15 protein-coding genes are annotated in these 13,230 nt (G+C 61.8%); 2 read left to right on the forward strand and 13 right to left on the reverse strand.

Translation table 11 applies throughout. The annotated features are described in order from the left end of the window. The gene (locus ESZ53_RS06965; protein WP_129072166.1) at positions 1 to 1,206 is read left to right on the forward strand and encodes a class I SAM-dependent methyltransferase; all 1,206 of its coding nucleotides are present in this window, start codon (positions 1 to 3) and stop codon (positions 1,204 to 1,206) included. Here the strand turns inward: ESZ53_RS06965 and ESZ53_RS06970 are convergent. The 9 genes from ESZ53_RS06970 to glmS all read right to left on the reverse strand — a co-directional run bounded on the left by ESZ53_RS06970 (position 1,203) and on the right by glmS (position 8,664). Continuing rightward, positions 1,203 to 2,048, reverse strand: coding sequence for a DUF4190 domain-containing protein (locus ESZ53_RS06970; RefSeq protein WP_129072167.1), 846 nt, complete (start codon positions 2,046 to 2,048; stop codon positions 1,203 to 1,205). The genes ESZ53_RS06965 and ESZ53_RS06970 overlap by 4 nt on opposite strands. 79 nt (positions 2,049 to 2,127) lie before the next feature. Next, complete coding sequence (locus ESZ53_RS06975) at positions 2,128 to 2,409, reverse strand: DUF4190 domain-containing protein (protein ID WP_129072168.1); 282 nt, start codon at positions 2,407 to 2,409, stop codon at positions 2,128 to 2,130. Between the two features lie 103 nt (positions 2,410 to 2,512). Then, positions 2,513 to 3,544 carry a tRNA (adenosine(37)-N6)-threonylcarbamoyltransferase complex transferase subunit TsaD gene (gene tsaD, locus ESZ53_RS06980; protein ID WP_210403878.1) on the reverse strand — a complete coding sequence of 344 codons (1,032 nt, stop codon included), beginning with the start codon at positions 3,542 to 3,544 and terminating at the stop codon, positions 2,513 to 2,515. 92 nt (positions 3,545 to 3,636) lie between these two features. Next, a complete protein-coding gene (rimI, locus tag ESZ53_RS06985; protein ID WP_129072169.1) occupies positions 3,637 to 4,128 on the reverse strand; it encodes a ribosomal protein S18-alanine N-acetyltransferase in 492 nt (163 codons plus the stop codon). Then, positions 4,125 to 4,745: a tRNA (adenosine(37)-N6)-threonylcarbamoyltransferase complex dimerization subunit type 1 TsaB gene (gene tsaB / locus ESZ53_RS06990; protein WP_129072170.1), complete on the reverse strand. Its 621-nt coding sequence runs from the start codon at positions 4,743 to 4,745 to the stop codon at positions 4,125 to 4,127. The genes rimI and tsaB overlap by 4 nt, the downstream gene beginning before the upstream one ends. Further along, positions 4,729 to 5,340, reverse strand: coding sequence for a tRNA (adenosine(37)-N6)-threonylcarbamoyltransferase complex ATPase subunit type 1 TsaE (gene tsaE, locus ESZ53_RS06995; RefSeq protein WP_246837413.1), 612 nt, complete (start codon positions 5,338 to 5,340; stop codon positions 4,729 to 4,731). Before tsaE ends, tsaB begins: the two co-directional genes overlap by 17 nt. Beyond that, positions 5,337 to 6,437 (reverse strand): alanine racemase, encoded by a 1,101-nt coding sequence (alr, locus tag ESZ53_RS07000; RefSeq protein WP_129072171.1) that lies wholly within the window; start codon positions 6,435 to 6,437, stop codon positions 5,337 to 5,339. Before alr ends, tsaE begins: the two co-directional genes overlap by 4 nt. Then, the gene (locus ESZ53_RS07005; protein WP_129072172.1) at positions 6,434 to 6,805 is read right to left on the reverse strand and encodes a holo-ACP synthase; all 372 of its coding nucleotides are present in this window, start codon (positions 6,803 to 6,805) and stop codon (positions 6,434 to 6,436) included. The genes alr and ESZ53_RS07005 overlap by 4 nt, the downstream gene beginning before the upstream one ends. An 8-nt stretch (positions 6,806 to 6,813) precedes the next feature. Beyond that, positions 6,814 to 8,664 carry a glutamine--fructose-6-phosphate transaminase (isomerizing) gene (gene glmS, locus ESZ53_RS07010; protein ID WP_129072173.1) on the reverse strand — a complete coding sequence of 617 codons (1,851 nt, stop codon included), beginning with the start codon at positions 8,662 to 8,664 and terminating at the stop codon, positions 6,814 to 6,816. 55 nt (positions 8,665 to 8,719) lie between these two features. Here glmS and coaA point away from each other — a divergent pair, with 55 nt between their 5' ends. After that, entirely contained in the window at positions 8,720 to 9,667 is a 948-nt protein-coding gene (coaA, locus tag ESZ53_RS07015; RefSeq protein ID WP_129072174.1) for a type I pantothenate kinase, read from the forward strand. Here the strand turns inward: coaA and glmM are convergent. The 4 genes from glmM to ESZ53_RS07035 form a co-directional block, all read right to left on the reverse strand. Then, on the reverse strand, positions 9,664 to 11,025 hold the full coding sequence (gene glmM, locus ESZ53_RS07020; RefSeq protein WP_129072175.1) for a phosphoglucosamine mutase: 1,362 nt from the start codon (positions 11,023 to 11,025) through the stop codon (positions 9,664 to 9,666). The two genes, coaA and glmM, sit on opposite strands and share 4 nt — an antisense overlap. 26 nt (positions 11,026 to 11,051) lie before the next feature. Continuing rightward, a complete protein-coding gene (gene rpsI, locus ESZ53_RS07025) occupies positions 11,052 to 11,540 on the reverse strand; it encodes a 30S ribosomal protein S9 (RefSeq protein ID WP_129072176.1) in 489 nt (162 codons plus the stop codon). A 42-nt stretch (positions 11,541 to 11,582) separates the two neighbouring features. Then, positions 11,583 to 12,029 (reverse strand): 50S ribosomal protein L13, encoded by a 447-nt coding sequence (gene rplM, locus ESZ53_RS07030; RefSeq protein ID WP_129072177.1) that lies wholly within the window; start codon positions 12,027 to 12,029, stop codon positions 11,583 to 11,585. A gap of 212 nt (positions 12,030 to 12,241) precedes the next feature. After that, positions 12,242 to 13,165: a tRNA pseudouridine(38-40) synthase TruA gene (locus tag ESZ53_RS07035; RefSeq protein WP_129072178.1), complete on the reverse strand. Its 924-nt coding sequence runs from the start codon at positions 13,163 to 13,165 to the stop codon at positions 12,242 to 12,244. Positions 13,166 to 13,230: the final 65 nt, after the last annotated feature.

Below are 13,230 nucleotides of genomic sequence, written 5' to 3' on the forward strand. Positions count from 1 at the left end.
ATGAATCAGAGCGAATTGCGCGAGCTACTTTCAGCCGAAGGCCTTCGCCTCTTGGACTCGTTGCCGACCTGGCAATCGAGTGACGAAATTGTGCGCACCGTCGCCGAGCTGCGCAAAGCTGGCCATAGTCCCGGCCTCGTTGCCGCAGTTCTGAGTCAATCGAAACTTCGCGCAAAAGCTGCCAACAAGTTTGGTCCCTTCGCCGAGCGGATGCTCTTCACCGAAGCCGGGCTCGAACAAGCAACGCGCCTCTCTGTTGCCGCTCAGCATGCCGGCCGCTTCGCGAAGGCGGGAGTGAAATGGGTCGCTGATCTCGGCTGCGGCATCGGCGCGGATGCGCTCGCCATTGCCGCCCTCGAACTCAACGTCACCGCCGTCGAACGCGATGAGACCACCGCCGCCATTGCCGCCTTCAACCTCGCTCCCTGGAGCAACGCCGACGTCGTTCACGGGGATGCCGAGTCGGCTGACCTCGCGGGCGTCGACGGCATTTACCTTGACCCCGCCCGACGCGACGCCCGCGTGCGCCTCACCAACCCCGCCGACTGGACCCCGTCGCTCGACTTCGCCTTCGGCCTTGCCGAGCGCTACCCCACCGGCATCAAGCTCGGCCCGGGCATCGACCGCGACCTCATCCCCCACGACGCCGAAGCCCAGTGGGTATCGGTCGGGCGCGACGTCGTCGAACTAGGACTCTGGTTCGGGGCTGTGGCCCGCCCCGGCATCCGTCGCGCTGCGCTCGTCATCGGCGATCACGGCACCGCCGAGCTCACGGCCGCCGCCGACAGCGAAGACGAAGCTGCGGGAGAGCTGGGACAGTACCTTTACGAGCCGGACGGCTCCGTCATCCGCGCCCGCCTCATCGGTGATCTTGCTCGGCAGCTGAACGGTCGCATGCTCGATACCTCCATCGCCTACTTCAGCGCGGATGCCGCAGTCCCGACGCCGTTCGCTAGTTGCTTCGAGATTGTGGCCGATTTTGCTCTCGATAAACGCACGCTCAAGAAGGAGCTGGCCAACCGTAAAATCGGGACTCTGGAAATCAAAAAGCGCGGGGTCGATATCGACCCCGCGACTTTCAGAACTTCTCTCTCGCTCAAGGGCGAGAACAGTGCAACGCTGATTCTTACGCGTGTAGGAGGTAAACGTCGCGCCCTGCTCGCACAGCGAACGACGTTTGCCGAAACCTCAGCAACGACGGCTTAGTAACCGTCGTAGTAGGAACCACCAAAGCTATTGCTCGATACGAAAACGAAGAAAACGATCCACCCGATCACGGTGAGAAGACCCAGAGCGACTGCGACGTAACCCGTAATGAGGCCGGTGAGCCAGAAGGCGCGCGCGTGGGGCTGCTTCTTCTGTGCCATGTGGCCCAGGATGACCGCTGCGACTCCGGGCAGGAAACCGAGCGCCATGAATGTAAGTACGATGCTGGCGATTCCCGTGGCCATCGACGCAATCGATAGTCCCTGTGGTGGACCAGCCGGAACCGGCGTGTAGGCGGCCTGACCCGGAGTCGCGTGAGGTGAGTAGCCGGGAACCGGAGTGCCGCTCGCTGCGGCGTACGGGTCGGAAGGCGAAGTAACGGGAGCCGCCTGAGGAGCTGGAAGCGCCGCCTCAACCGGAGCAGCCGCAGCAGGAGCGGCTGCAGCAGGAGCAGCCGGAGCTACAGGCGGCACACTCGCGGCCGCATCAGCATCAACGCTCGGTGCCGGAACAGTCGTTGCAGCCGGAGGCGTCTCGTTGGATGCAGCGGTCTTTGCGGCAGCGGTGGTGGCGGCCGTCGTTTTGGCTGCCGCCGCCTTTGTAGCGGCGGCCTTGGTCGTGGCCGCGGCTTTGGTTGTGGCGGCCTTGGTCGGAGCAGCTTTAGAGGTCGTCGTCTTCTTGGCGGCAGGCTTCGCGGCAGTCGCCGACGAGGCGGTGGTGGCTTTCTTCGCCGCGGGCTTCTTGGCGGAGGGTGTGGCCTTCGCGAGCGGGGCATCCGACGTTGAGGATGCGGAGGGCGAGACGATCGGCGGGATAGCGCCGTCTGAGTTATTGGTAGCCATGCGCACACTTTAGCAAGTGCGCCTTACAACGAAAGGGCCCGCGCGTCTGCACAGGCCCTTTCGTATACAACTGCGGAGCTTAGTAAGAGCTGACGCCATCCAGCGACAAAGCGATAACAAAGACAATCCCGAGAATGAGCGCGACGACGAAGCCGAGGTAACCAAGGATCAGACCGATGATGGCGAGCACCTTGCCCTGCTCACCCGTCTTCTTGATCTGGCTCATGCCAATGTGGCCCGTGATAATACCGACGAGGCTCAATCCGATAACCGAGGTGACGAGCGAGACGATGGACAGGACGTTCCACTTGGCAACCGGTGCGCCAACAGGTGCTGCGGCGTAGGGGGTGGGTTCTGACATGGCGAAGTGCTCCTTATGAAATGGCGGGGCCGATTGCGGCCCCACTATATTCTCAGCCTGATAGAAGCCTGTCAACGCAGGATGAACAGGCTCCAGAAGGGCGCTAGGCCTGAATCTGGGTTACCGGCAGGGTCGAATCGGCGCTAAACCCCAACGTAGAGGGGCTCCTGCCTGCCATCACCAATTGGGCGCCCAATGCGGCGATCATTGCCCCGTTATCCGTGCAGAGCGACAAAGGCGGGATGCGCAGCTCGATACCAGCGGCCGCGCAGCGCTCTGCCGCGAGCTCCCGCACGCGCGCATTCGCGACGACACCGCCGCCGAGAAGCAACCGCGGCACATCGCGATCGAGACAGGCCGCGACAGCCTTGGTGAGAAGAATATCCACGACAGCCTCACGAAAGCTCGCGGCAACATCCGCTTGCGAGAAATCAGTTCCGGCATCTTGCTCACGCTCAACCCAGCGGGCAACCGCAGTCTTGAGACCCGAGAATGAGAAGTCGTAGCGGTGACGCTCGAGATCTTTCGATCGGCTCAGACCGCGCGGAAAACGGATGGCCGTGGGGTCACCGGTCGCGGCAACGCGATCGATCTCGGGCCCGCCGGGATACGGAAGACCGAGCAGCCGCGCCACCTTGTCGAACGCTTCCCCCGCGGCGTCGTCAATCGTCTCGCCGAGCAATTCGACATCCGCTACAAGGTCTCGCACGTGAAGCAACGAGGTATGACCACCCGACACAAGCAGTGCGATGGTGGGCAGATCGATCTCAGTGCCATCGTCGCGAAGAACGTCAGCCCCGACGTGCCCGACGAGGTGATTGACAGCGTAAAGCGGCTTACCCGTGGCCACAGAGAGCGCTTTCGCCGCCGCAACCCCGACCATGAGGGCTCCGGCAAGCCCCGGCCCGCTCGTTACCGCGATCGCATCGAGTTCGCTGAGTTCAACGCCCGCTTCAGCAAGCGCCTGCTCAAGTGCCGGCTGAATCGCCTCGAGGTGAGCGCGCGCTGCAACCTCTGGTACCACTCCCCCATACCGAGCATGCTCGTCCATCGATGACGAAATAACATTCGCCAGCAGTTGGTTGCCACGAACGATACCGATACCCGTCTCGTCGCAGCTTGTCTCGATACCCAGTACGAGCGGGTTGGTGGTGTTAGCCGGAGTCACCCCCGAGAGCACGGACTGAACCTCTTCGCTAGAAACGGTGGCCGCTGCGGCTCCCGCGCTCACTGGCCGACCGCCGGAGCTAGTTTCGGTTCAGGAATCGTCAGTTGCATCACGATGGCATCCACTCCATCCGGCTGGTAATAGTGAGGGCGTACAGCGATGCGCTCGAAGCCGAGCGAGTCATACAGGCGTTGCGCCGAGGGGTTGTCGTCGCGCACTTCGAGAAATAGCTCGGCGGCGCCACGATCGCGCGCCTCCACCATAAGCGCGTGCATCAGAGCACGACCAATTCCATGGCGGCGAGCATCCGGAGCAACCGCAATGGTTTGGATGTCGGCCTGGCCCGAGCGGTACGGGGCGCGTAAGCCCGCGTAAGCCTTCACCACGGCGGGCTCCGTGAGCGTTGTCGCGACAAGGTAATAACCGTGGTTATCACCGAGCTCGCCCCGCATCATGTCGCTCGACCATGCATCGTTGGCGAACTCGCTCGCCTCAATCGCCATAATGGCGTCGAGGTCGTCGATCGTAGCGCGGCGCAGTTGCCAACTCATGCGGTGACTCGTTTCGGTCCTGCGGAAAGGGTGACGTCGGGAGAGCGCAAATAGAGCGCCTCTTCACCGGCGAACGGACGATCGTTATCACGAAGCAAGTGAGCGAGGCGTGCGAGCCGCGAGGCGTGCACCGGCTCGGTGTCCCGCAGCGCGAAGTGCTCGAAACCGGGCACGCTCGTGGCGAGTTCGGCGGCGGGCGCCAAGGCAGGGCCCTCGACGAGTACCGGCAAGCCTGCGGCATCCGACCCCTCGTAGGTTGACCAGTACAGTTCTTTGCGGCGCGCGTCAGTCGCGATAACGACGGGCTCGGTTTCGCCGAGTGCGAGAGCGTCATGGGTGACCACTGGAAACAGCGGCAGACCGGCACCGAAGGCGAAAGTTCGAGCCGCCACGATGCCCACGCGCAGGCCGGTAAAGGGACCAGGGCCCATTCCCGCCACGACACCGGTCAGGTCGGTTACAGCAATTCCCGCGTCAGCGAGGGTGCTGTGGATGAAATCGCCGACTACCTCGGCATGCTTACGAGTGTCGAGAGAATCGCGTTCCGCGCGCACCACACCGTCGGTGCCCACGACCGCCACGGTCGTGCCCGCCGAGGTATCAATCGCTAACAGCATTGAGCCACTCCATGTCTGTCCACCGCGGGCCAGTGCCCGTCACGGTCACCGTGCGCGGTTCTATGGCCTCGTCGTCGAAGTCGTCGAGGGCGTCCTCGGCCCCAGTGTCGGTGTCGGTACCGACATCGTCGCCGCTGCCCGTTCCCGTTCCCGCTTCAGGGAGATCGTGGGCGTTCGCGCCGCCGCCGATCGGGCGGGCGATGTCGACGGTGAGCCAGCTGTCGCTCACACCGTCGAGCAATCCGGCGCCCCATTCCACGATCACGATGGATGCTTCGAAGTCGATGTCGAGGTCGTCGAGTTCAACCGCGCTACCAAGACGGTACGCATCGACATGAACGAGTGGCGGAGCGTGGTGGGGCGACAGTTCAACACCGGCGTCATCCAGCCGCGGATGCGTGCGCGCCAGCACAAACGTCGGACTCGTGACCGTGCCTCGGATGCCGAGAGTCTCGCCAATCGCGCGCGTCAGGGTTGTCTTGCCAGCCCCGAGCTCGCCATTAAGCAACACGAGATCGCCGGCTCCCAATTGGGCAGCAATCGCTGCTCCGAGTTCAGCCATACGATCGGGGGTGGCTACAGTAAATGTGGTCACGATTCGTACCTGCGCGTCACCCGAGGCCCGATTCGGGTCACGATTTCGTAGTTGATCGTGTCGGCCGCTTCGGCCCAGTCATCGGCACTCGGCACTGACGCGGCAGGATCGCCGAAGAGGATCGCTTCGTCGCCGATCGCGACGGTTGCGTCTGCCATGTCGACCACGATCTGATCCATCGCTACGCGGCCTGCCACGCGACCGACGGCCCCGTTAATTGAAACTGGTCCCCGGTTCGAGGCCTGACGCGGAATGCCGTCGCCATAACCGAGCGGAACAAGGGCAAGCGTCGTATCGCGCTCGCAACGGTACGCGTAACCATAGGAGACGCCTGAGCCTGCCTTAACGCGCTTGACTGAAATGACGGGAGCACTGAGCGTCATTGCGGGAACGAGTCCGAGCGCGGCGACATCCACATCGGTGGCGGGCGAGAGCCCATAGCTCGAGATTCCCACCCGAACGAGGTCAAAGCGAGCCGCCGGGTGCTTGATCGCGCCCTCCGAAGCAGCAAGATGCCGCAACTCGGGGCGTAGGCCGACCGATTCAGCCATCGCAATCGCTGCAGAGAACTGCTCGATCTGTTCGAGATCATGTTCGGCACCGGCATTGGCGAGGTGACTCCACAGCCCGCGCACGCGGATACGACCCGCAAGCTCGTGGGCGACGGCAGCCTCGAAAAACTGGTGCCACTCATCCAGAAACGCACCGTTGCGGTGCAGGCCGGTGTCTACCTTGAGGTGCACATAGGCGGTGTCGGATGTCGCGGCAACCTCAGTCAGCTGAGCAAGGCTGCTCACCCCGAGGTCGATATCCGCGCGCACCGCTTCACCGAATGCTGCCCCCGGCTGATGCAACCACGCTAAGAGTGGAGCGTCGATACCTGCCACGCGCAGAGCGAACGCTTCGTTGAGGTCAGCGACTCCGAGCCAGTCGGCACCGCCGGCAAGAGCCGCTCGCGCACTGGCAAACGACCCATGGCCGTAGCCGTCAGCTTTGACAACGGCCATGACTTTAACGGGCGCGACAAGAGCACGCAGCACTTCGATGTTGTGGCTGATAGCCGCAGTATTGATCGTCGCGAGTCGAAGATCGCTCATGGGGTGGCCTCCGCAACGACATAGGCGATCGCGATTCCCGCGTCGTGGCTCATCGAAAGATGAACCGAGGTAATTCCCCGACGATCGGCAATATCTTTCGTCGAGTTGTGGAGCTCGAGCGAGGGGTTTCCCAGTGCGTCCGACACGACTCGCATGTCGTGCCAGGTGACTCCGCTCGAATCTCCCAGCGCCTTAATGAGCGCTTCTTTCGCTGCGAATCTTCCAGCGAGCGATCGAAGCGGGCGGGGTTTGCCCTCTTTGAGCTGTTCGCTCTCAGAGAACAGGCGCGATGTGAGGGTCGGTGTGCGCTGCAACGCACGCTCGAAGCGGGCGATGTCGACGACATCCACACCGATCCCCACGATCACGATGAAACCTATTCGACGGTGACAGACTTCGCGAGATTGCGAGGCTGGTCGACGTCGAGTCCCTTCGCAGCAGAAAGCTCCATACCGAAGATGTGCAGCGGGATGACAGCAAGCAGAGGCTCGAAGAACGAACCAGCGAGAGGAATCGGGATGACTTCGTCGGCGAATGGAAGCACCGCCGCGTCGCCCTTCTCAGCGATAGCAATGACGCGAGCGCCCCGAGCACGGATCTCCTGAATGTTGGAGACAACCTTCTTGTGAAGCGAATTCGGGTCGCGCGGGCTTGGAACGATCACAAAGACAACCTGGCCGGGCTCGATGAGCGCGATAGGACCGTGCTTAAGCTCGCCAGCGGCGAAACCTTCAGCGTGAATGTAAGCGAGTTCTTTGAGCTTGAGAGCACCTTCGAGCGCGACCGGGTAGCCGACGTGGCGACCGAGGAAGAGCACCGACTGAGTGTCCGTCATCCAGTGCGCTAGCTGCTTGATCGACTGCGAGGTAATGAGAACTTCAGAGATTTTCTCGGGCACGGCTTGAAGCTCCGCCACGTTTTCGCGAATCGCTTCGTCGCTGAGCGTGCCGCGCACGCCGGCGATGTGGAGACCGATGAGGTACAGCGCAGTAACCTGAGCTACGAAAGCCTTCGTGGATGCCACAGCGACCTCGGGGCCCGCATGCGTGTAGACCACAGCGTGTGACTCGCGCGGAATCGTGGCGCCGTGCGTGTTGCACACCGAAACGACCTTCGCGCCGGACTCCATCGCGAACTTGACCGCCATGAGCGTGTCCATCGTTTCGCCGGACTGGCTGATCGAGATGACGAGCGTGCGCTCGGTCAGAATCGGGTTGCGGTAACGGAACTCGTGAGCGAGCTCGACATCAACGGGAACACGGGCCCACGCCTCAATGGCGTACTTGCCGAGCATCCCCGCGTAGGCCGCGGTTCCACACGCAATGACGACGATGCGATCGATGTTCGCGATGACATCATCACCGAGGGGTTCGAATTCAGTGAGCTTGACCAACCCATCCTGAACGCGACCAAGAATGGTGTTGGCTACGGCATCCGGCTCTTCGCTGATTTCCTTAGCCATGAAGCTCGACCAGCCACCCTTTTCGGATGCCGAAGCATCCCACGCGATGTCGAACTCTTCAAAGTCGACAGCGTTGCCGTCAAAGTCGGTTACCAGCACGGTATCGGGGCGGATCGTTACGATCTGATCCTGGCCGACAGCAACCGCGCGGCGGGTGAACTCCACAAAGGCGGCGACGTCTGAACCCATAAAGTTTTCGCCATCGCCCAAGCCGATGACCAACGGTGAATTGCGGCGGGCCCCAACAACAACACCGGGCTGATCTTTGTGTATGGCGAGAAGGGTAAACGCACCTTCTAATCGCGCCACGACTGCCTGCATCGCAGCAGTGATGTCACCGGTCTTGTCATACTCACGGCCGACGAGGACAGCGGCGACCTCGGTGTCCGTCTCGCTCTCGAACGTCTCGCCGTCGAGAAGCAATTCATTCTTCAGTTCAGAAAAGTTTTCGATAATTCCGTTGTGAATGAGCGCGAGCTTGTGGTCGGCGCTCAAGTGCGGGTGAGCGTTGACGTCGGTCGGGCCACCGTGAGTTGCCCACCGCGTGTGGCCGATACCGGTCGTTCCGTTGTTGAGCGGAGTAGCGTCAAGATCATCGAGGAGCACTTGGAGCTTGCCGGCACGCTTGCGCGTTCCGAGCTCACCGTCCTCATCAATAATCGCAACACCGGCGGAGTCATAACCCCGGTATTCGAGACGCTTAAGACCGCCGAGGAGAACCTCAAGGCTTTTGTTGTTACCGACGTAACCGACAATTCCACACATGGAAACGAGTTTAGTTCCCCAAACTGGGTATCTGCGCGCAGATAGGATGTTCCGGATGCATGAACATGGCTCCGGACACAGTCACATTTCTCCCTTTTTTGACATCGATCGGAGCGATTGGGCTGAACTTGCCCCCAAGATGAAAGTTCCCCTTACCCAGGCGGAGCTCATTGAGTTGCGCGGTTTAGGCGATGAACTCGATCTCACGGAGGTCGCCGAGGTGTATTTGCCCCTCAGCCGCCTGCTCAATTTGTACGCCGAGAACGCTCAGCGACTTCACACCGCCACTACCCAATTCTTGGGAGCCACCACCTCCAGCACGCCCTTCGTCATTGGCGTTGCGGGTTCTGTCGCTGTCGGCAAATCGACGATCGCGCGCCTTCTCCGCGAACTGCTCTCCCGCTGGGAGGGAACACCTCGGGTCGAGCTCATCACGACCGACGGGTTTCTACACCCCAACGCCGAACTCGAACGCCGCGGCATCCTCGAACGCAAAGGCTTTCCCGAGAGCTACGACCGTCGGGCTCTACTGCGCTTCGTCAGCAAGATCAAAGCGGGCGAGCCAGAAGTGCGCGCACCGTTCTACTCCCACTTGGCGTACGACATCGTCCCGGATGCGACGGTGACCGTACGTAAGCCTGACGTTCTCATCGTCGAGGGTCTCAATGTGCTCCAACCGCCTATCGCGGGCAAGAACCTCGCCGTCAGCGACCTCTTCGACTTCACTATCTATGTGGATGCTCGAACCAGCGATATTGCGCGCTGGTACGAGGAGCGCTTCCTGCGTCTTCAGCGCGGCGCCTTCAGCAACCCGCGCTCGTACTTTCACCGCTTCGCCGACCTCGACGAAGACGCCGCCCGTGCCCGTGCCCGTGAGGTGTGGAAGCGCACCAACGAGCCCAACCTCACGCAGAATGTTCGCCCGACTCGGCCTCGGGCCTCACTCATCCTGCGCAAAGACGCCGATCACGCCGTCTCGAAAGTTCTGCTGCGCAAGACCTAGTAGCTGAGCTGAGCGCGAACGACCGCGGCAAGACGGTCAGCCATGTGCTGAGCGACTTCTTGATGTTCCGCTTCGACCATGACGCGCACCATAGGCTCCGTTCCGGATGCCCGCAAAAGCACGCGCCCGGTGTCGCCCAATTCGGATTCAACGACGGCAACCGCGTCGGCGATGGCGGAGTCTGAACCGAGCGAGTGGTGATCTACTCCGCGCACGTTCACGAGAACCTGCGGGTAGACGGTCATGACCGCCGCGAGCTGAGCAAGCGTCTTGCCTGTACGAGCCATTTCAGCCACCAGGTGCAACCCCGTGAGAATGCCGTCGCCGGTGGTCGCAAACTTAGTCATGATGACGTGACCGGATTGTTCGCCACCGAGGGAGAGCCCGCGGGCCCCCAGGGCTTCGAGAACGTAACGGTCGCCGACCTTGGTCTCGAGCATCTTGATGTTGTGCTCTGCCATCGCGCGGCGGAGTCCCAAGTTGCTCATGACGGTCGCGACGAGCGTGCGGTCGTGAAGTACACCGCGTTCGGCCATCGATACCGCCAGGATCGCCATGATCTGGTCGCCATCAACGATGTTGCCCTCTTTGTCGACCGCGAGGCACCGGTCGGCGTCACCGTCGTGAGCGATTCCGACGTCGGCGCCGTGCGAGAGAACAGCAGAAGCGAGGTTGTCGAGATGCGTAGATCCGACTCCATCATTGATGTTGATGCCATCAGGATCGGCACCGATTACGGTGACCTTGGCCCCGGCATCCGTGAATACCTGGGGCGAGACTCCTGCTGCTGCGCCATGAGCACAGTCGAGCACGACGTGGATGCCGGCAAGCTGATTCGGCAAGGTCGACAACAGGTGAACGACGTAGCGATCTTCAGCATCGGAGAAGCGGCGGATGCGACCGACCTCAACGCCGGTCGGAGCAAGGCTCGGAGCAGCAAGGGCGGCTTCGATGCGGTCTTCGACCTCATCGGGAAGTTTGGTGCCGCCCTGACCAAAGAATTTGATTCCGTTGTCAGGAGCGGGGTTATGCGACGCGGAGATCATTACTCCGAGGTCGGCTTTGAAGTCGGCAACGAGAAACGCTGCTGCCGGGGTGGGGATTACTCCGGCGTCGAATACATCGACGCCCGAGCTCGCGAGCCCCGCGGATACTGCGGCGGAAATAAATTCGCCGGATACGCGGGGGTCGCGTGCGACAACAGCTACCGGGCGGCGGCCTGAAGCGCGCCGACCGTCAGCGACTCGGCCTTGGCCCAGGACGACTGCTGCCGCCTGAGCCAAGCCGAGCGCAAGCTCGACAGTAAGATCACTGTTCGCGAGTCCGCGAACGCCATCTGTACCAAAAAGACGTGCCATACGTTGCCGCTAGCAGGCGAAGCGGGTTAGCGCTTCGAGAACTGCGGAGCCTTACGCGCCTTCTTGAGTCCGGCCTTCTTACGCTCCTTGACGCGAGCGTCACGAGTGAGGAAGCCAGCCTTCTTGAGGGCGGCGCGGTTGTTCTCTTCGTCAATCTGGTTCAGCGAACGAGCGATGCCGAGACGCAATGCGCCGGCCTGACCCGAGGGGCCACCACCGGTGATGCGTGCGATGACGTCGTAGCCACCGAGCAGGTCAAGGATCTTGAACGGATCGTTGATGAGCTGCTGGTGAAGCTTGTTGGGGAAGTACTCGGCGAGCTCACGGCCGTTAACCGTGATGGTGCCCGAACCGGGAATGAGACGCACGCGGGCGATAGCCTGCTTGCGACGCCCTACGGCTGCGCCGGGAACGGTGAGAACGGGGCGAGGTGCGCTGGGCGCCTCAACTGCTGCCGACTCGGTCGTGTACGACTCGGGTGCACCCTCGGTGATTGAATCTTCGATCTTAGCCACTGTAATAAGTCCTTTAATTCTTTGCTTCGTGAAGCGCGGGCGCTACTGAGCGACCTGGTCGAGGGTGTACGGCGTGGGCTGCTGGGCAGCGTGGGGGTGCTCAGTACCCGCGTATACCTTCAGCTTCGAGAGCTGAGCGCGACCGAGCGAGTTCTTGGGGAGCATTCCACGGATGGCCTTTTCAACGGCGCGCGTGGGGTGCTTTTCCAGCATCTCGGAGTACGTGGTGGCTGTGAGCCCACCCGGGTAACCGGAGTGACGGTAAGCCTTCTTCTGCTTGAGCTTGGAACCGGTGAGGGCGACCTTCTCAGCGTTGATGATGATGACGAAGTCACCCATGTCCATGTGCGGAGCAAAGGTGGCCTTGTGCTTTCCGCGGAGCAGGATAGCTGCGTGGCTGGCGAGACGACCGAGGACGATGTCGGCTGCGTCGATGATGACCCATTCCCGCTTGATGTCGTCGGGCTTGGGCGAATATGTACGCGTCACAATAGTGCTGCTTTCATTGATCGAGTGAGGTGTTCGTGAATCCCGCTCCGATGGTTGTTTCAGAGGAAACAATTCCGGTTGGAGGGCTCATGATCGGATGCCGCACCCTATAGTGCAGACACCAAGGGTCAACACTAGCGGAACTCCGCGCCTACGGCAAACGTCAGAGAAAGCAGGAACAGCACAGTATCTTCCCCGCGGGGTCGCCGGTCTTAGTCGAAGAGTTCGCGGCGCGAACGGGTCAGTTCTGCACGTGCACCCAGTTCGTTGTCTGGCGGGTACCCCACCTCGACGAGCGACAGGCCCTTCGCCGGCATGACCTTGAACTCGCTTCGCTTGGAGCGCTCGTCGCGAATGTCAGCGGGGCGGGTGGCGTCAATTTTTCCTTGCCCGACGTGCACCCCAGCCCCCACGAGCGAACGCACCATGCTGTGACAGAACGCATCGGCGCGCACCTCGGCGAGGATGATCCCCTCATCGGTTCGGCGAAAGCTGAAATGTTCCAAAGTGCGCACCGTCGTGGCACCTTCGCGTGGTTTGCAGTACGCGGCCCAGTCGTGAAGCCCGAGCAGTTCTTTCGCAGCCACGTTCATGGCGTCGACATCAAGCGTTGCCGGGTACCAGAGAGTGTGGTTGCGCTGGCGAGGGTCCCGCGGCGACAGGTTGTCGGCGATCCGATACTCATAGCGGCGCCACAGCGGTGAGAAGCGCGCGTCGAAGCCCTCGGGTGCGATTGCCGATTGGGTCAGAAAAATATCGGACTCGAGGCCCGTAATCCCGTTTATTCTGCGAGCCAAGGATGCAGGGCCGTCGTACCGTCGACCGCCCATGTTGCCGCGGCGGGGACGATCGAGACTGCGCAGTTGTCGGTCGGTGAGGTCCAGGTGTGCCACTTGGCCAGTGGCGTGTACGCCCGCATCAGTTCGCCCAGCAACAACGAGCTGAGGGGTGACTCCGAAGCGACGAAACACAATCGCTAGGGCAGCCTCGATGGTCCCCTGAACCGTTCGCAGCGGCGGTGGCTGAATTCCCCACCCGAAGAAGTTCGTACCGTCATAGGCAATGTCGAGCCGCAAGCGCGTGTAATGGATGGCATCCGACTCAGGCGCCGGGATAGCGGGTGCCTCTTCATTCATACTTCAACCCTATTTCAACAAGAAAACCCCGGCCCGCATGAAGCGGAGCCGGGGTCTTCTCAAGC

It is taken from the genome of Salinibacterium sp. UTAS2018 (assembly GCF_004118935.1).
In the GTDB taxonomy this organism is placed as follows: domain Bacteria; phylum Actinomycetota; class Actinomycetes; order Actinomycetales; family Microbacteriaceae; genus Rhodoglobus.